The following is a 19,439-nucleotide window of genomic DNA, read 5'->3' on the forward strand; positions in this document are numbered from 1 at the left end:
CCAGCACTCAAACATTACGCGCCGCGTCCGCGTCAGACAAGCGTCGACCGAGGGAAATGGAGGTCCGACCGGGCCTCAAGTTGTATGCGAGCACGTGCAAGCTCATTTCGGTCTCGACGCTGCCCAGCCCGCGGGTCTGGACGATCCGCGGTGCCGAACTCACGCGGTCGGGATCTACACACAAGTGTTGAATCAGCATGGCATTGTCTATAGCCAGCCGATCGTGCTGAACAAACGGAAGGCTGGCGTGGTGATCGAAGGCGTGTTGCGCCACAACGAAAACCGCGACGATGATGGTCTGCAGCGACTTTCAGTCGACACGCACGGGTACATAAGCGTAGGCATGGCCATTTCGAAACTGCTCGACTTCGATCTGTACCCGGGGCGGTGCAATCTGGCGCAAGCGCAAATTGTACCTTCCACGCGGAGTTTCCGTCTCCGAAGGTCTGTCGGCGATTGCAGCCCACGACGTGTCGCTCAAGGCGATTCGCGCCGGATGGGACGAACTGCTGCGACTCGTCACCTCGATTCAGTCCGGCTGCGTCAGCGCGGTAGTCGCACTCCAGCGGCCCCTCACCGCGCCATGTATTTTTTCAAATATCGCAGCCTATTGTACCTATAGGCAAAATCCCACCAACACGCCGATCATTATTAATGCCAAAACACAAGTCATTGATTTCGATGCAATTCCAAATTTTCAATGTTTGCAATTTAACAATTATAAACACATCCATTAATATCGATATTTAAATTTGGCTTCAACTTCTCGTTCGCGGAGATGGACGTGCGGTTCTTGTTCGTGTTTAAAATGCGGCTTTATCGCTTCCGAACTCTCCCATGCGGTCACTTCGCCTGCCATGGCGTCGCCAACCCGACATGCCTGTCATCGAGCCCGTGCTGTGTCGTCCGCTGGTGCAGAGAGCCGATCTCGAGCACTCGGACGATCTGTCTCGCCCCGAGTTATTCGGCAATCCGGATGGCGGCGCAACGATACCCGACCTGACTGACGGTGCTGGCATTCACAGACGTCTTGCACAGATTCCAAGCGACGGCGATGGGCAGGAAATGTCAACGCGCACGGCGAGCGATACGAATCGCACGCACGACGTCATTGGCGATCTGCATACGCAATATTGGCGCGCGCCGACCGATCCGCACGCCTCGCCCACCAATTCGTCGGCCGGACGGTCAGAAAAACCGTCGGCACATGTGGCCAAGGGCGGCGTACTGGAAGAATTGGAGCCGCAAGGCGACCCTGCGGATTCCGACTCCATCGCAGCGCTGCTGTCAGGCGAGCGCAAGCTTGAAGACGTCTTCTGCCAGCTCGAAAAAGGGGCAACATCAGATCTGGAAGTCGAGCCCGTGCCGGATCCTGCGGCTGTCTGCCCCACCCGAATATCACGCGGCCGCCGCGCACCGGGCACGGGCCTTGCTGCCTGCACCCGTGCAGCACGAGCATCACGCGCTTTCCATGGACTGCCTGCTGTCCGCTCTCTCACGCAAGAACGGGGGATGACGCGGCTCACTACCTCCGACTCGCCTTGCACCCATCGCTTACTCGGTGCGCCACTCGCCGAGCAGCTTGAGCGAATCGAGGCGCGCGTGCGCGCTCAGTCGGCCACCGCGTCGTATCGCTGGGTGCTATTCCGGTTAATGTGCGTAACAGGCCCGCGGACGCGGACCACCCAGCAGAATCAGATCTGCTCCAAATTTAATAAAGATTCCGCATTAGTTTTAGAGCGACCACGAAGTGACGATCTGGCCGCTCACGCTTACCGAAGCGCACTTGACCGGGATTTTATCCGACACGCCGGTGCGTGGCGCGCTATGGCTGAGGCTCGCCACTACAGGCGATGTACGCGTGTGCGACCTGAAGGGTTCTCGACCGACTTCACGTCTATCTTGCGTGTGACGAGCAGGCCGCGTCGCACCTCTTTGAGCTGCTGCAGGTCGCGGGCGCCGCGTCGGTGATTTCCGCGCCCGGCGGATTCGAAGCACGGTTGTCGCAATCTCGCGTAATTGACCCGCTTCGACGGCACCAATAAATTTAATGATGCGTATTTTATGCAATTCATATCGTAAAGTTTCTGGAGCTTTATTTTATGATAAGAGTGTTAATTGCCGACAAGCACGCGATCGTCAGAGGTGGATTGAGGCACATCATCGCTACGACGAGCGATATGGTTGTGGTGGCTGAAGCCGCACATGGCTCGGAAGTAATCGACAAGCTGCGCACCTGCACGGTCGACCTGCTGTTGCTCGATATGACGATGCCCGGCATCAGTGGCATCGACCTGATCCGGCGTCTGCGTGCCAAGCAATTGCCGATACTGGTGCTATGTATGCTCGAAGGGGAGCAGTGTGCGTCGCGCGCACTGCGCGCTGGCGCGACCGGCTATCTGACGAAAGACAGCGACCCGGGCGCGCTGCTCGCGGCGATCAGAAAGCTTGCTGACGGCGAGAAATTCACCGACCCGAAGCTTATCGATACAATGGCCTTTGAAACTAATCCAGCCGATGTGCAACCACACGAAGTGTTGTCAGACCGCGAGTTTCAGGTGCTGCAGATGCTAGCGGCCGGAAGGAGCATCAATGAAATAGCGAAAGCGTACGTGCTCAGTGCAAAAACAATCAGTACACACAAGATGCGACTGATGCGGAAGCTCGGACTGACAAACAATGCCGAGATAATCCGTTATGCCGTTCAGCATGCTTTGACGCCGTCGGAAGCGGTGTATTAAGGAAAACTCCCAAAAAGCCCACGATCGGCGCGGTCCAGACGTTATAGAAAGAAAACGAGCAGCAGACGCTTCGTTCGTGATCAGTTTGCTTCGAACTGGTGCGTGCAACCGATTGTTCAGCATTGCCTTAACAGACTGCATAGAAACGTTGTAGGCAATCCCAAGGCCAGTCGAGCGCTTACCGTCAATGCGGCGCCGGACACCGAGGTTGCCGTCCTTCAGCGTGTCAGTCGCGACGCGACGACCGTCCTTGTATCGTGCGGCAGTTGCGTGCTCAGGGCCGTCCGTCGAGCGCTAACGCGTGGCGTTGCAGTTTGCAACACCAGGGGGCTCGGTCCACAAGCGTACGTATCGGGTGACCACGGATTCGCGCATCACCTGCCGGTGGCGCCGAATCCGCTGGATCGCCGCGTAGACGGCTGACGGCCCGACTACCTGTCAGATCGAGTTCCGGCTAATACAGCAATTGCACTCGGACCGCGCCCAATATGCCGGCGGCGCGTACCGGACACTGGCCGTCACTTTCAAGATGAATGTCTCAATGAGCCGTCGTGCCAGCGCATGGGACAACGCGCCGATTGAGAGCTTCTTTAAGACGCTGAAGATCGAAAGAATCTACCAGACACCACGAAACGCGCGCCGAAGCCTGCCTGGACATCGTCGACTGGATCGAAGGCTATTGCAAGCGGTAACGTCTGCATACCTCGATCGACGACCTTACTCCGTCGACTACGAGAACAGGTTGATTGCCGCATGAGTTGCTGTACGTGAATACGAGGCTGGAACAATGCTGAGCGGCCTGGATATAACCATCAGGAGATGGCGTCCACATATGATGCAATACGCTATTTCCGGGGCCCGTTGCTAATCTGCTTTGGGTCATGATCGCGACTGGGCTCGAATGAGCGCCATCTGCTCAAATGCTTCGAGGATCCTCATGCGCGCCCATACAGGGTTCGCCCCCGGACCAACCAGCCGATATTGAAATGGCAGCAAAGGACCATTCCACAGCTTCTGGTAGAGATCAGCGTCTGACGCTCGCAGTGCATCGAGAGGGGGCATCACCCCGATTTCCGCTGCGATGGCATCGGCAGCGGCCACCAGGTCGCCGTACAGGGCTTGCGGCCTGACCGCGGCCTCGCGCAAACAGCGCTCCTGCTCAATGCTCTGCAGCATGACTTCTGCGGGAGGCAGGTCCATCTGCCCGGCGAAGACCAGACTGGCCCACCTTGCTTGCAACTCCGACAGCGCGAACGTGGACAGTTGCAACTGGCCAATCAGGGCCATGTTCCTGAGCTGCGGATGAAACGTCCGCTTGTATAGCAGAATCGGACTGAATCCGTCGCCCTCCCGGAAGTCCAGTGCGGTAAGCATCTCTGCCGCCAGGAAAGGCAGTCCGATTTGGTATCCCGTTCCCAGAATGACGGCATCCGCCTCGATTCGTGCTCCATCGCACAAATACACTGCATCCTTGCCGAACGATTCAATCTCCGACCGTCTGACGACGATGGCCCCCTCCTTCACCAACTGGTCGTAGTGAATCGACAAGGCCATGTAGGGCGGGTCCGCGTACCGCGCCTCATCAATATGAAGGGGGCTACCGATGTCCTGTACCGCACTGACCGAATTGAAGAACAGGTTTGCCGCATAGTTGGCATCCTTGCCGCTGCGGCCTCCCTTTGCTCCGCCCAGCGCCATGCTCATCGCGCGATTCTGCATAAGCCAATCCCAGGGCACAGACGCGCCGTCTTCCGTTCTGACGTCCTTTGGGACGATCCAGTAGGGGCGACGGATTACCTGCGTCACGGACTTCGCATGCCCAGCCAGATCGCTGGCAATCTCCGTCCCGCTGAAAGACATCCCGACGACGACCACGCGTTTGCCCAGAAAGGCATCCCGATCCCTGTACTGACTGCTGTGGAGTACGCCGCCGGAAAAACAATCCAGTCCCGAAAAGTCCGGTATCGCAGGTACCGCCTGTGGTCCCGTCGCCACGATCACGAAATCGAATATCTCGGACGATGACGCACCATCCGCCTCCCGTGTCGTCACTTCCCACTTCTCGCCCGCTCTGCGCACATGAGAAACCGTGCAGTTCAAGCGCAATCTCTTCAGCAAATCGAACGATGTCGCGTATGCCCTCAGGTATGCGGAGATATCCGTCCAGTGCGGGAACAGCGGAGCAGAATCCGGCCACGGAAAATCGGAAAAGATCAATGGCGAAGAAAATCGCGAGATATTTGCGTGCATCGAACGCCATCGTCTGCCGCCCTCATCGTTCCACACCCCACCAAGACTTCCCGATCGTTCCAGAATGACTGGGTCCAGACCGTACTCGAGCGCGGACTTCGCACTCACCAGACCTGCAGGACCTGCCCCGATAACAGCGACGCGCCTCATGAAATTCTCCCGGTCGATTACGCCTTACTGTTGGAATCCCGTAACCCGCCAGATCTCACTTCCCGTGAGAGAGGTCGACGGTGATCATCCGTGTTGCTCGGGAATCTGCGACTACTCCCCAGGTTACTAGTGGAACATCGCGACCGCATCGCACGGCTCGCCCCGTCTCCAGCAGATCCACCTCGGCACTACCAGCATCGATCTGGCGCAAGTGCCAGCGTCTGCCATCGGGCGTCGCCGCCGAGCCTGCATCGTCGAGGCCGATATCGATATGCCTGAAGTCGAGCCAGAGTCTGGTCCCTGCTGCCTTTGCACAGGTCGCATTCACGCACCAAGCGCCTGTCAGCACTGCGTTCGGGGCCGCTTCTCGCGAGCCGGACAACGCCGTGTGCTCTGAGGGCGGCAGCATCCTTACCTGCAACCCGTCCTCGCCTTGTGCCCGAACTGGCTCGATCGACATCGCTCCCCACCGAGCATTGCATGCTCCGCGCAACGACCGCGCGATGTCTGGATTGAGAGAGACTGCACTGAAACGCGGCGCGCACAAGGCTCACGGCCACGGGCAATGAATCCCGCCCGACGACGGAGGTAGCAGCTTGCCTACTGCACCGCCACTTCGACACGTGCCGACCCGTCACGCAATACCGCCGCAAGTTGCCGCACCGTCGGACATTGGAACAGCACCCCCAATGGCGGGTTGTGGCCGAGCTCCTGCTGAATCTCCTCGGCCAGCCGAAGCACCAGCAACGAGTGCCCGCCCAGATCGAAGAAGTTATCGTCGGGACCGACCGTGCTCACGTCCAGCACGCGCCGCCAGAGCACGGCCAGTTGCTGCTCCACCCCGTCCGACAGCCCCATGGCCGATTCGTCCGCGGCCACGCCGGTGGTATCCGGCGCCGGCAATGCACGCCGGTCTAGTTTGCCGTTCGGGGTCAATGGCAATGCAGACAAGCACACAAAATGCCGCGGAACCATGTAGTCTGGCAGCCTCTGCTTGAGAAACCGGCGTAACAGCCCGACGTCTTTGTCGGGAGCATCGGTCGCTCCACCACCCTGCCGCTTCTGCACCAGATACGCTACAAGTTGCCGCCCCCCTCCGTCGTCGCCGACCACAACGGCGGCTTCCCGCACGCCGGGAAACTGGCACAATGCGGCCTCGATCTCGCCCAGCTCGACGCGATAGCCGCGGATCTTGACCTGGCTGTCCTGCCGGCCGAGAAATTCGATGTTGCCGTCCGGCATGTAGCGGCCGAGGTCACCAGTACGATAGAGTGTGCCGACGCCGCGAAACACGTCGGGCACAAAGCGCTCTGCCGTCAGCTCCGGCCGGTTGAGATAGCCGACGGCAACGCCATCACCGCCGATATACAACTCCCCCACGACGCCGGCCGGAACAGGTTCACCAAGGGCGTCTAGAATGTAAATCTGCTGGTTGGTCATTGGTTTGCCGTACGGAATACTGGCCTGCTCCGGCGCGACGTCCCCGATGGGGTAACAGATGGACCAGATCGACGCCTCGGTGGCACCGCCGAAGCTCCAGACCCTTGCGTGAGCGCTAAGGGCCCGGATACGGTCCGGCAGCGCGACAGGAATCCAGTCGCCACTGAGCATGACTACACGCAGCGTCTCCAGCTGTTTGCCCGCCCCCACCGGCATCCGTTCGACATGACGCGTCAGCACTTCCATCATCGGCGGCGTTGAATTCCAGAGCGTCACCTTCTCCTGCCCCATGAGCGCGAGCCAGTCGGCCGGATCCGGGTACGCCGAGGGCCGCGGCATCACGATAGTGGCACCCGCCGCCAGCGCGCCGAACAAGTCGTAGACCGACAGGTCGAAACTCAGCGACGACAGGGCCAGTATGCGATCGGCCTCGCCAACGATGAAACGGCCATTGATATCCCGCAGCGTGTTGACTGCAGCGCGATGCGTGATCATGACGCCCTTGGGCTTGCCGGTCGATCCCGACGTGTAGATGACGTAGGCCAGCGCGCCTGCATCCATCGCCTCCGCCACGGCCAACGGCGCGTGTTGCGCCATGGCGAAGCCGTCGCTGTCGAGACAAAGGACAACCCCGTCGTGATCCGCATACTGCCTGCGCAGATGCTGTTGCGTCAGCAGTACGCGCGCGCCGGCGTCACGAAGCATGAAAGCCCGGCGCTCCGCCGGATATGCCGGATCGACAGGCACGTACGCCCCCCCGGCCTTGAGTACGCCGAGCACCCCCACGACCATCTCCGGTGAGCGTTCGATACTGACGCCGACGCGCTCGCCCGTGGATACGCCAAGTTCCCGCAAATGCGCGGCGACCTGGTTCGCCCTCTGCTCCAATGCCCGATAGGTCAGCCCGTGCCCGTCAAAGCGGACCGCCACCGCATCCGGGGTCCTTGCGGCCTGGGCTTCGAACAGCTGGTGCATGCAGGGATCGCCATCGCGCGTCTGCACGGTATCGTTCCCGCGAAGCAGCAACGCCTGACGATGCGCCTGAGTCATCAGCGGCATCTGGGCGATGCGCGCGGACACATCGACGATCATCTGTTCGAGCAGCAGCTCGAAGCTCTGCGCCATCCGCGCGATCGTCGCAGCCGCGAACAGATCCGAGTTGTAGGTCAGGGTGCCCGTGATAACGTCCTCCTGCTCGCACAGCCAGAACTGCAGGTCGAACTGCGTCACGCCGTTTTTCACATCTGTCAGTCGCTGCTCCCATCCGGGAGAAGACGATGCGGGTGCAGCCAAGATGAACATGACCTGATATAGCGGATTCTGACCCGGTACGCGCTCGGGCCCGACCTCCGCAACGATCCTTTCGAACGGCACCGCGTTGTGGGCAAAGGCATCGAAGCAGGTGCTCCGCACACGCTCGATCAGTTCGCGAACGGTTGGATTGCCACTCAGGTCGGTGCGCAGCACCATGGTTTTTTCGGCTGGCCCGAGCACCTCCGCAAAACCAGGCCGGTGACGGTCTGAGACCAGCGTGCCCAGGGCAATATCTTCCTGCCCCGCGTAGCGATACAACAGGGTCTTGATCGCAGCCGCCAGCACCATAAAGAGCGTCGCCCCCTCCTTGTTGCCCAGACGCACGAGTCCGGCAGCCAGTGTCTTCCCGAGCGAGAGCGGATGGTTTGCGGCCTGCAACCGGGTAACTTGCGGGCGTGGGTAATCCGTCGGCAACCGCAACGGGGCGATTCCTTGCAATGCGCGCTTCCAGTAGGCAAGCTGGGGAGCCAATGCGACCTCGGTAAGCTCACGCGCTTCCCACGCGACAAAGTCGCGATACTGGCGCATGGGTTCTGGCAGCGGCGACGGTTGTCTTGCGGAGAACGCACGATACAGCGCGGCAAGTTCGTTCGGCAGCAGTTGATGCGAGCAGACGGCGTCGGTGATCATGTCGTTCCCGACCACAAACAGCCAAAAATCGTCATCGTCCACGCATGCCAGTCTGGCGCGCAGGATTCTGCCTTGCGTGAGGTCCAGTGGCCGATGCAGGTCGTCTGCGGCCCACTGGCACGCCCGTGCTTCGCGTTCCGGTTTCGGGTATGACCGCAGATCCGCGACCGGCAGATCAAACGGCTGCGGTGGCAGGACCACCTGCATCGGCGTGCCGTTGCGCGTAACAAACGCCGTCCGGAGAATTTCATGACGGCGGGTGAGTTCCGTAAGACTTCGGGCCAGCGCGTCAACGTTGACCGCTTCCCGGATCCGCAGGGTGTGGGCAGCGCTCGATACCGGCGCTCCCGGATAAAGATGCGCGAGGAACCAGATCTGGCGCTGGAACGACGAAAGCGGAATCTCCCGTGTGGCAAGGCGGTGCAGGATCTCCGCCTTGCGTGCAGAGAGCTCGCCGCGAAGCGCCGCGGTCAGTACACCGGCCGGCGCCTTGCAGCGCAAGTTGCCGGCCTCTGCCCAGAGCTCAACGCCTTGCGTTGAGAGCGTGTTCAGAAACGCGTCCGTGGCTTTCACAGTGTCACCTCCTCGAGATCGCCTGCGCTCGCGGATGACGTACCGGAGGATTCGGCCACCGCCTGCATCGACGCAATGTAGTGAGCCAGCTTCGCGACGGTCGGCTGTGCGAACAGCGCCTGCCAGGTCAGGGGAATGGGAAACGCATCCTGGATCCGCGCAATGAACTGCATCGCGAGCAGCGAATGGCCACCGAGTTCGAAGAAGTTGTCGTGGACGCCGACTTCCACGCCAAACAGGGCCCCCCATTTCTCCGCGAGTATGGCTTCTGCCGGCGTGCGCGGGGCGACATAGCTCTCGTCCAGCGTCCTCGCCCCCGTGAACGTTGCGGGTGCGGGGAGCGCTGCGCGATCGATCTTTCCATTCGGGAGCACAGGCAACGCCCCAAGTGGCATCACGGCAGCCGGGAGCATGTAGTGCGGCAGGCGGCCTTGCAGATGCTTGCGTACCTGCCTCACCAGTTCGGCGTCGTCGATATCGTCGGTGGCTGGCACAACATAGGCCACCAGATGTCTGACCCCGGGCTCGGGCTCGCGCGCTAGCACGATGGCCTGCCGCACCGCAGCGAGATCGGCCAGTGCCGCTTCGATCTCGCCCGGCTCGATGCGGAATCCGCGAATCTTGACCTGATCGTCTACGCGGCCGACATACTTGAGATTGCCATCAGGAAGGTAGCGGACAATGTCTCCGGTCTTGTAGAGCCGAGCGCCGGTCACTGCGCAAAACGGGGCGGTGACGAAACGCTCCTTCGTCAGTTCCTTGCGGTTAAGATAGCCGCGCGCCAGGCCCGCGCCACCGATATAGAGCTCGCCGGTATCGCCGCGCCGCACAGGCTGCATGACCGCATCCAACACATAGACCTGAAAATTGGCGATGGGCCGGCCAATTGGCGGTTCGTCCATGTCGGCCGCCTCCGCACCGAGGTCGCAACTCGTGGCAATCACCGTGGTCTCCGTCGGCCCGTAGGTATTGACGAGGCGGACCGACGCACCGCAGTGCTCACGCCACAACCGTACGCGCTCACCGAGTGCCCGTTCTCCCCCGATGATCACAAGGCGGAGCGACACAGGTACCGATGCGCCCTCCAAGTCCAGGGCAAGCTGGTGCCAGTACGCGGTCGGCAGGTCCAGCACCGTCAAGCTCAGACGCTCGCAGGCCTCGAAGAACGCGCTGGTCGTACTGATCATGTCATCGGTACGTAACACCAGCGTCGCGCCGCTCGCAAGGCACGGGTAGATTTCCTCGGCCGCCGCGTCAAAGCTCAGCGACGCGAACTGCAGAACCCGGTCGCCGGCACGCAAATCGTACGCGGAACGCGCGTGCGTGGTCAGGTTGACCACCGCGCGATGTTCGATCAGCACGCCCTTGGCCTTGCCGGTCGAACCTGACGTATAGATCACGTAAGCAAGGTGCTCGGGAGTCACGCCCGTGCGCAGGTTGGTATCGTCCATGTCAGCGATCGCGTCCCACTGCCGATCAATGCAGACGACCTCCGCGCAATGCGGCGGCAATGCCGCCAGCAGCGGCTGCTGGGTTAGCAGCAGCGAGATACCGGAATCTGCGATCACATAGGCTAGGCGCTCTTCAGGATAGGACGGATCCAGCGGCAAATAGGCGCCACCGGCTTTCAGGATGCCAAGCATACCGATCAGCATGTCGATCGACCGCTCGATGCAGATGCCGACGATCATGTCAGGCCCGACGCCTTGCGCGCGCAGATAGTGCGCGAGCTGGTTGGCACGGGCGTTAAGGCCGGCGTAGCTGATCTCCTGGCCGTCCCAACTGGCCGCCACTGCATTGGGCGTCTGTTCGGCCTGGCGCTCGAACAAATGGTGGACGCACTCGGTCTCCGGATAGGCCGAAGCGGTCTGGTTCCACTCGACCAGCAACTGATGGCGTTCCTGATCGCTCAGCTGTGCCAGGATCGCACCGTCGTTTCCCGTTGTGGCCGGGGCCGGCTGCATCGTCCGGCGCAACAGCGGGTCGAGCGAGACGTCATCGCCAGGCAGCGACTGCTCCACGTCGCCAATGCTCCCGGCATAGCTTTGCACGAGCTGCGTGATACCGGCCGCGGTCTCCAACGCTACCTCCGCCGTACTTGCCCCCAAGGCCCTGGCGCGCGCCTCTTCGAAACGGCGCCTGGCCCATGACAGTGCCCGCTGGCGGGCAGGCGTGGGCGTACGCTTGAGGTCGTGCTGCAGCCCGGCGAGCAGAATCGCCTCGGCGGCGACTTCGCCAGCCAGCGCATAAGCCCGGTACATCCGGCTGGAATGGTCGCCGAACCGTTCGGCGTCGGCTAGGCAGCGCGCCTCGATCCTGCCTGCTGCCTCGCGCAGATCTTGCGCCGTGGCGGTTGTCCCCGCCCGCTCCTCCAGATAGCGATAGAGCGCTTCCCCGCCATGCACGGCACTGGAACCAAGATGCATGACGAGGGCTTCTGTCGGCCCCTCGAAGATGCGGAAGGGCCGTGCATCACGCAAGGTCCGCGCCGCGATGCTGGCTTCCTCGTAACCTCTCGCTCCGAGGCACTGCACGAGCATGTCGGCGGCCCACCAGAGAAATTCAGAGCCATGGGTCTTGCACACCATGGACACCTCGTCCGGCACGTGCGATGGCGTGTCGGCGCATTCCGCGACCTGGCGAATCAATGCTTCGGTTGCCGTGGCGGCTGCAGTCAGTTCACCGAGCCGTTGCAGGCTCGTGGGGTTCTCCAACAATAGCCCGGTGGCGACCGTGCGGCGCGCAGCGAACCGGTGCATGAGTTGCAGGCAGCGTTTGATCCCGCCAAGGCAAACGGCACCCATGTGAATGCGCACATACATCATCGTGTCCTGCGCTGCCTCCATGCCAGCGCCAGGCTCGCCGAGCATCTGGCGCCGGCTGACCGGCACGTCGTCGAAGTGCAGCGTGTTCTTGACATACCCGCGCATCCCAAGCGTCTCGGCCTCTTCGCCGAGGCGCAGCCCCGGCGCACCTTGCTGCACCATGAAACCTGTAATGCCCTGCCGCCTGCCTTCTTCGTCCAACAGTTGCGCATACACGTTGATCACGCCGGCCCAGGCGCCATAGCCAACCCAGCGCTTGACGCCACGCAACAGCCAGCCGCCCTGCCCGTCCGGTACGGCCGTCATGGTGATCGCTCGGGGGTTGGAACCTGCTGCGGATTCAGTAACGGCGACGGCCGACAGCAGCCTGCCGGTGGCAAGCTGCGGCAGTATCTCGTCCCGCATTTCCGGCGTGGCGTACCGCAGGATGGTATGCGCGCCCAGCAGACTGTCCAGCACCAGCGAAGCCAATGTCAGGTCGATCGCGCCGAGTTGCTCGAGCACCCGCACCACGTCCCGATTGTCGAGCTCAAGCCCGCCATAGGCTTCGGGGATCTGCATGCCCAGCAGGCCCTTGTTGCCGAAGTCCAGAATGAGATGGGGCGGAAAACAGCGCCGCTCGTCGATCAGCCGCGAGTTGATGCGCGTGTCGGCGTACTCGCGCAACCACGCGATCAACGCATCGGCGCGCTGCCGCTTTTCAGCTGAAGTATTGGGTACCGGCATGTCTCAGGTCTCCAGAAGATGACAAGGCGCGCCGATACTCGGAACCAACGTCTCCGATATGGCTCGGGTGATCGGCGTCAGATGCTCGTGCAGGAAGAAATGGCCGCCGCGAAACCGCAACAGCGTCATGGCGTGCCGAGTATGCTGCTGCCATGCCTGCATGGCACCTTCGCTGACGTGCCGGTCGTTCGTACCGCTGAAGGCCGTAATCGGACATTCGAGCGGTCCGCGCGGCCGGTAACAGAACGATTCGTACACGGCAAAATCGGCGCGAAGCATGGGCAACAGGTGCGCCATGAGCGCGGCGTCATTGAGAATCTCGTCGGGTGTCCCCTCGAACTGCCGCAGTTGCTCCGCGAACTCCCGCTCTGGCAAAGAGTGCATCGGTGCGTCGAGGTCCGGCAGATGAGGCGCCCTGCAACCGGACACGAACACGTGGATTGGCACGGGGAGCCCCTCGCTCTCCAGTTGGCCCGCAATATCGTGGGCCAGCAACGCGCCAAGGCTGTGACCGAAGAGCGCGTACGGGCGATCGAGGTACGGCCTTATCGCCACCGCGGCCTGCGCTGCGACGGCCGAAAAGGTATCCAGGAGCGCCTCGCCAAATCGTTCTTCCCGGCCCGGCAACTGAATCGCGCACACCTCAATGTCGGCGTGAACCGATTGCGCCCACTGCTGAAACACCGAAGCGCCGCCCCCCGCGTACGCCAAGCAAAACAAGCGTATACGAGCCTTCGGTTTGGGATGTCGCCGTCTGACCCAGTGGCCGATGGAGGAGATTGTCCGCATCGATTGCCCCCTTTGTATGGAACGCGACCTACCCTGACGCAAGGCAAGCGCTATCCGTACGACAGTTGACTGTCCGTGAATCCTGACCGTGGAACGTTCAGATGTCCCAAGCAAGTGGGATATGCCGCAGGCCGCGGAACTGCGTCGCGCCCAGGGCCACCACCCGCTCCAGGCTCTCCAAGGGCTCCGCGATCCGCAGGTTCGGGAGCCGGCGAAGCAGCGTGTCAATCGCGATCTTCGCCTCCATGCGCGCAAGTGGCGCTCCAAGGCAGTAATGCACGCCAACCCCGAACGCCAGATGCCGGCCTCCCGGCCGCTCGAGATCGAGCGCCTCAGGATGGTCAAACTGAGTCTCGTCGCGATTGGCGCTAGTCAGCAGCACCCGGACGGCGTCTCCGCGGCGAATGCGTTTGTCCCCCAGGTCCAGATCCTCTGTGGCGAAGCGCAGCATCGCCGCCTCGATCGAACCTCCATACCTCAGCAGTTCCTCGATCGCCTGCTCCCAAAGTTCGGGTTGGCGCCTGAGCTTTGCGAGTTGATCCGGGTGCTGCAGCAATGCCACCACGCTATTGCCGATCAGGTTCGAACTGGTTTCATGCCCTGCGACAAGAAGCAGCATGGCCATGCTGTAGATCTCTTCGGCGCTGAGCGTAGATCCGTCCGACTCGGCCTGGACCAGGGCCGTCAGCAAATCTTGCCGGGGGTGCTCTCGCCTCTCGGCGATCAGCGGCTCCAAATAAGCAGCAAACTCGGCGAGCGCTTTCTGTCGCTGTTGAAAGACGGGCCCGACGTTCTCGTTCACGAATATCTGGGACCAAGCCCGAAACCTGCGGTAGTCGTCACCAGGCACGCCCAGCAATTCCATGATGATCGACATCGGGAGCGGTAGCGCGAAATCCTCGATGAGATCCATGCGGCCATGGCTCACGACGCTATCGATCAGTTCCTCCGCGATCGCCTCGATCCGTTCGCGCATCTCTTCTACGGCGTGGTTGGTAAACGCCTTGTTGATCAAGGCACGCTGGCCGGCATGTTCGGCACCGTCCATGCTCAACAGGTGCCGGGTGAGCCTGCGCATGGCCGGTGACAGCGAAGGCATGCGCGATCTTTCCTCGTCCGTGAGCGTATTGCGCCAGTCGAGCACAAAACGCTTGTCGCGTAACACGAACTGCACGTCCTCGTAGCGAGTAACGTACCAGATCGTGTCGCCCTGATCCGATTTATGCTGATAAACCGGATCCTCCGCCCGCATGCGGGCATACGTGGAATAAGGACACGCCACGAAATCCGATCCCGATAACTGAAAATTAGACTCAGTCATGATCTCCCCCGCAAGAAATAATAGTTCCACGGCGCCCGGATAACCGGACCGGCCGCAAACCGCATACATCGATAGCATTAGTCCACACCAAAGGTGCAATTCAGGCAGCTCTGTTTTATTATTGTCATCATGATTTAATTATTTACCGCGCAAGCGTCGAATATCTGCCGCCTATGGCGAGAAATACGGATGGTGAGAACATAGACGGAACGCCATCCATATTCCCAAATCGGTCATTCTTTCATCGTGAAACTATTGCGAATCCCGACAATGCAGGCGAGCATAAGACCGGCTTGCTGTGCCAAAAGTCCGTAGGCGCCAATGCCATGGGCAAAGGTCAGCAGCGCGGAGTTGGACATGAAAGCCGTGCACCAGCCGGCTCTCGAGTGGCCCGACGCCAGCAATCCGGCAGCGCACAGCCCCAGGATCGATCCCGCCCATTCGCATACGTGAAGAAAACTCAAGGCAAGCCCCCCATTTCAGAAAAGCGAAAATGTCGCTCTATCAGGGATGCTCCGTTCCCGATAAAATAATGCATCTATCGTTATCGCAGCCAACTCAACCGAGCCATAAACAGAGCGCAGCGCAATGCATTAACGCACAAGCGACGCCTCAACAGCCAACCCTCGCCTGCGAGAATGTGATGCTTCACACCAGCGCAATTAAGACGCAGCCCCGCCCGGCACCAGGTATGACCGGTCTCATTCCAATTCCTTGTATATTGTTATCCGGCACCAGCTTTTTTGTTTCTGTCTTGAGTATAGGCAGCGAGCACCGAGCTTCAATGAATTTCCCGAAAATCAGGATTTCCCTACAGCAATGCAGGCGCGTCCTCAGCACCACCTCGACGATGTGAAAGGAAGTTGCCAGAGTAGTCCCCACCAAAAGTAGTGGGGCCCACAGTGACAACAGAAGCACCGAAGAGAAGTTCACGCAAAGGCGTCCCGAATCCCCCGTCGAACTCCGGCGGCATCTGGTCAAGCTGGCCTGCGAACCAGCCGTATCGGTAGCGCGTCTGGCAATGGAAGATGGGCTGAATGCTCGCCCAGGTGCGGCGGGAGACGTTTGGGAATCCGCTGGTAAGCGTCGAGTGTGTGGCCGGTCATCCGCCTGAAGCTCCGGTACTCGACGTGTTGACGGATGGAATTGTCGACAACCTCGCAGCCTGTACTGCGCCGCTCGTGGAAGCACAGCTGGCCAAGATTCAGTGCTCCAGCGCCAAATCGGCTACCTGGTTGACCGGGGACCAGATCGCTACGTTGGAGAAAGCGTTCGCAGGTCCGGTGGATTCGACCGGGAAGCAACTCTATTCAGATTGGCCTTGGGATGCAGTCACGTCTCGTCATCGAAGAAGTAACGACCGGCTCAGTTTTACTTTGCGCGATCAGGCGCGAAGTGGCTCAGATGTCAGATGCGTTTGACAGCTCGGCCTACATCGACCACACGCACTCGCAGCTTCGCGCGCGAGCTGGGCCTGGAGCCGCTGACCACGCCCGTACGTTCGCCGCAGAGCAATGGCATGGCTGAGTCGTTCGTGAAGACCATGAAGCACAATTACGTCGCCTATATGGACAAGCCCGACGCGCCAACGGCGCTCTCGCGTATGGCCATTGCGTTTGAACACTGATATGACTTCGCGTGTCAATGGGGATCGGTTTTCAGCTTCTCAAGTACATGTCATACGAATTTCCTGAGGGCGACGTAGCAGTAAAACTCGACGGTGGATCACACTGATATTCGCGGGTTGATTACCGCATTACAGAGGTCCGCCCAACGAGCCTGCCGCCATCTAAAATCGCAAGTCGGATGTTCTCCGTTGCGTAGTGTTCTCGCGGGTTACTCGCGTGCCGGGCTACGTCGCCTTCAGGAAACTCTTCCTCCAGTGGTTAAGGTAAGGTCAAGGGGACTCAGGCGTTGCATTACGCCGCGTGCACCTCGCTCGGTACGGCGAGCGACATCGCCAGCCGGCTGATGTCCCAGATGAACCCACCGAGTTCGCGGGCGACCGCGACCACAGCGATGTTCTTTTCCTTGCCGTGAGCGACAAGCTTGCGATAACGCCGGCACAGTCGCATCTGCGCGTCCCAGGCGCGATCTATGATGGGCTTGGGAAGGCCTTCATGTCGCCGCTGGATCTCGGGGCTCACACGTGCCGGGTGCCGGTAGCTCCAGGCGGCCTCGACTAACAACTTTCTTGCATAGCCGTTACCCGTTTTGGTGATGCTGCCCTGACGACGTTTGTTGCCGGAGGAATGCTCTGACGGAGTAACGCCAAGCCAGGCCATCAATTGGCGCGGGTGCGCGAAGCGTGAGAGATCGCCCAATTCGGCGAGCATACCCACTGCCGTAGTGAACTGCACACCGCGCATGGCCTGTAAGCCCAGTACAGCAGGATAGAAACGCCAGTTGACGACCGCCTCGCGCAGCGCAGCCTCGAGCCGACCACACTGCGCGAGCCGGTCCTCGATTGCGCGTCGAAGCTCGTCGAGCGCCAGTTGCTGCCAAAAGGTTGTCGAACGAAAATGCGCTCAGCCAGCGCCGGTGCGCAGGCCCCCAGTCGGCCCGGCCCGTGTAGCGCACGCCGTGCGACAGCAGGAAAGCCTTTAGCCGCTGCCGTGCGCGCTTCATATCGTCTTTGGCGCTCACCCACGCACGTGCCAGATCGCGAAACGCTTCATCGTCTACGCTAGGCACGTACACCGCTGACAAGTCGCCGGTACGGAGAAACCGCGCCAACTTGACGGCGTCGCGTCGGTCGGTCTTGACGCGCTCGCCGGGTTTTCTAGGAATCAGTGACGGTGCGCACACCATGCAGTCAAAGCCCTTTTGCGCGAGCTGACGGTAGAGCCCGTAGCCGCACGGGCCCGCTTCATAGACGACGCGTATGCGGTCTGCTTTGGACTGCAGACGTTTGCACAGCCGATCGATGTCCGTCTGCGTCGTCCCGATCCTGCCAAGCAGTTCGACCTCGTTCGGGCCGAGCGCGTACGCGACCGTGATCGAGTCCTTGTGAACATCCAGGCCGACGTACAGCGTGCTATCGTGTTCCATGCTAGCCTCCGTGCGAGAAAGTGCCGGGTGTGGCACCGTCCACACCGTGCGGCTCTGGCTGCAATGCTAACCCGCGTTTGCTTCCTCGCCGCAGGCCAGCCCTCTACCTCACGCGAAGTCATACTGCCTACAATGAGCGCCACCCGCACAAAGCCCTGAAATACCGCTCGCCTCGCGAGTTCAGGCGGGCTGCGGCGTTATCAACCTATGGGTCTCAGCCTGCTGGACAAGGAAGGCATGTTCCTGGACATTAACCCAACCCCAGGCAAGTTCATCCGTTCGATCTTCAACCAACGGCTGAAGCCAATTGTTTGTACACCGCGGGCTGAGATACTCGATGGCCTCGCTCGTGCCGCCAAGGAAGGAAAGGTTCGGCTTCCTGTCGCCGAGGCTGTGCCTCTGACCGAAGCGATCCGATTGGTTTCTGAGCTGGAAGGGGGGCGTAAGCTTGGGGGGAAGGGCCTTGTTGTGATGGATTGCGTGTGTCACGAACCCACCGATTATTCGAACTCATGCAGGTACTTCGCCGACACCGTGGAACGGTGTCCGGCGAGGTACTGGCGTGCGAAACAGGCGTGTCGCTACGTACGATCCGCCGCGACATCGCCACGCTACAAGCTATGGGGGCTGACATCGATGGTGCGCCCGGCATCGGCTATATTCTTCGACCGGGGTTCCTTCTGCCCCCGCTGTCCTTTACTGAGGAAGAACTGCAAGCGCTGGTTGCAGGCGCGCAGTGGGTCAGCCGTCAGACCGACGACGATTTGGCGCACGCGGCTCAGAACGCGCTCGCCAAAATCAGCGGCGTCCTTCCTCCTGAGATGCGGCGAGCCCTGGACGATGACGCGCTCTATGTCGGTCGTCAGAAGGAGGACACATCCGTGCTCGATTTGGCACTAGTTCGGCAATCAATGCGCGAGCAGCGCAAGATGCTCATTGTATACACGGATCAAGCCGGGGCTCTTTCGGAGCGAACCATTTGGCCAATCATGCTTGGCTTCGTCGAGTCCCGAAGGTTCATTGCCGCATGGTGCGAACTACGCGAGGACTTTCGTCTGTTCCGCATCGACCGGATCGCAAAGGCCAGTTTCCTGGACGACCGGTATTCACGCAATCGTCGACAGCTTGTCAAGGAGTGGCGCACCCAGGAAGACCGCCGACGCAGAGAAGGCTAAATCGCCTGGATGCCCACCAAGGGACGCAACTTGGCGCGCGTCCACTGCTACACATTACGGACGGCAGTCGGGCCATGAGTAGCCTTTCGCGCATCGATGGGAGCGGACGTTCGAACGACTGTTGCTTCCGTCGACAACAGCCACCCCAGTGACGACCGACTGAAGCTTGATCCGCCAGCCACCCCCTTCCAGCGCCGGCGCACCGTCTGCCCCTATGCACTCGGATACAATCGCACGCTCGGCACTAGGGGCATGTCGCGGAGTGACTCCTTTCCGGGCTCGTAGCGCAGTTGGTTAGAGCAGTCGACTCAGTGCGACACGTGTGACTGCCCCGCGTGGCGTCTTTAGCAACAAAGGGCAGCGAAGCTCGTTTCCGTCTCGTCGCATTTCTCCCATTCGAAAGACGGGAAAAACTGCGACCTGCTGTGCGGCCAGTAGTTTCCTACCCGGGTAT

Annotated in this window: 9 protein-coding genes and 6 pseudogenes; 8 read left to right on the top strand and 7 right to left on the bottom strand. The window is 60.8% G+C overall.

Annotated elements, in window-relative coordinates:
* Positions 1-184: 184 nt before the first annotated feature.
* The 6 genes and pseudogenes from G3O06_RS49685 to G3O06_RS15865 all read left to right on the top strand — a co-directional run.
* A pseudogene (locus tag G3O06_RS49685) lies at positions 185-334 on the top strand (Tn3 family transposase); the annotation flags it as partial.
* Between the two features lie 76 nt (positions 335-410).
* Positions 411-737 (top strand): Tn3 family transposase, encoded by a 327-nt coding sequence (locus G3O06_RS49690; protein WP_277403722.1) that lies wholly within the window; start codon positions 411-413, stop codon positions 735-737.
* Positions 738-1,747: 1,010 nt separating this feature from the next.
* A pseudogene (locus tag G3O06_RS49090) lies at positions 1,748-1,997 on the top strand (type VI secretion system baseplate subunit TssF); the annotation flags it as partial.
* A gap of 105 nt (positions 1,998-2,102) precedes the next feature.
* Positions 2,103-2,741 carry a response regulator transcription factor gene (locus G3O06_RS15860; RefSeq protein ID WP_205816695.1) on the top strand — a complete coding sequence of 213 codons (639 nt, stop codon included), beginning with the start codon at positions 2,103-2,105 and terminating at the stop codon, positions 2,739-2,741.
* Positions 2,742-2,906: 165 nt separating this feature from the next.
* A pseudogene (locus tag G3O06_RS49095) lies at positions 2,907-3,137 on the top strand (IS3 family transposase); the annotation flags it as partial.
* A 70-nt stretch (positions 3,138-3,207) separates the two neighbouring features.
* A pseudogene (locus G3O06_RS15865) lies at positions 3,208-3,498 on the top strand (integrase core domain-containing protein); the annotation flags it as partial.
* Positions 3,499-3,620: 122 nt separating this feature from the next.
* Here G3O06_RS15865 and G3O06_RS15870 read toward each other — a convergent pair.
* From G3O06_RS15870 to G3O06_RS49695, 6 genes are all read right to left on the bottom strand, one after another.
* A complete protein-coding gene (locus G3O06_RS15870) occupies positions 3,621-5,141 on the bottom strand; it encodes an NAD(P)-binding domain-containing protein (RefSeq protein ID WP_205816696.1) in 1,521 nt (506 codons plus the stop codon).
* A gap of 600 nt (positions 5,142-5,741) precedes the next feature.
* Positions 5,742-9,098: a non-ribosomal peptide synthetase gene (locus G3O06_RS15880; RefSeq protein ID WP_205816698.1), complete on the bottom strand. Its 3,357-nt coding sequence runs from the start codon at positions 9,096-9,098 to the stop codon at positions 5,742-5,744.
* Complete coding sequence (locus tag G3O06_RS15885) at positions 9,095-12,649, bottom strand: amino acid adenylation domain-containing protein (protein WP_205816699.1); 3,555 nt, start codon at positions 12,647-12,649, stop codon at positions 9,095-9,097. The genes G3O06_RS15880 and G3O06_RS15885 overlap by 4 nt, the downstream gene beginning before the upstream one ends.
* 3 nt (positions 12,650-12,652) lie before the next feature.
* On the bottom strand, positions 12,653-13,438 hold the full coding sequence (locus G3O06_RS15890; protein ID WP_241020052.1) for an alpha/beta fold hydrolase: 786 nt from the start codon (positions 13,436-13,438) through the stop codon (positions 12,653-12,655).
* Between the two features lie 97 nt (positions 13,439-13,535).
* Positions 13,536-14,759, bottom strand: a complete 1,224-nt coding sequence (locus tag G3O06_RS15895; protein ID WP_205816701.1) for a cytochrome P450 — start codon at positions 14,757-14,759, stop codon at positions 13,536-13,538.
* A gap of 233 nt (positions 14,760-14,992) precedes the next feature.
* A complete protein-coding gene (locus G3O06_RS49695) occupies positions 14,993-15,118 on the bottom strand; it encodes a hypothetical protein (protein ID WP_277403723.1) in 126 nt (41 codons plus the stop codon).
* A 1,085-nt stretch (positions 15,119-16,203) separates the two neighbouring features.
* On the opposite strand from G3O06_RS49695, the pseudogene G3O06_RS15905 reads away from it, so the two are divergent.
* A pseudogene (locus G3O06_RS15905) lies at positions 16,204-16,383 on the top strand (IS3 family transposase); the annotation flags it as partial.
* A gap of 295 nt (positions 16,384-16,678) precedes the next feature.
* Here the strand turns inward: G3O06_RS15905 and G3O06_RS15910 are convergent.
* Positions 16,679-17,810, bottom strand: a pseudogene (locus G3O06_RS15910) (IS110 family transposase).
* A gap of 476 nt (positions 17,811-18,286) precedes the next feature.
* Here G3O06_RS15910 and G3O06_RS15915 point away from each other — a divergent pair.
* Entirely contained in the window at positions 18,287-18,985 is a 699-nt protein-coding gene (locus tag G3O06_RS15915; RefSeq protein WP_277403724.1) for a YafY family protein, read from the top strand.
* The last annotated feature ends 454 nt before the right edge of the window (positions 18,986-19,439 follow it).

Source organism: Burkholderia sp. Ac-20345 (assembly GCF_017104825.1).
Classification (GTDB): Bacteria; Pseudomonadota; Gammaproteobacteria; order Burkholderiales; family Burkholderiaceae; genus Burkholderia; species Burkholderia lata_B.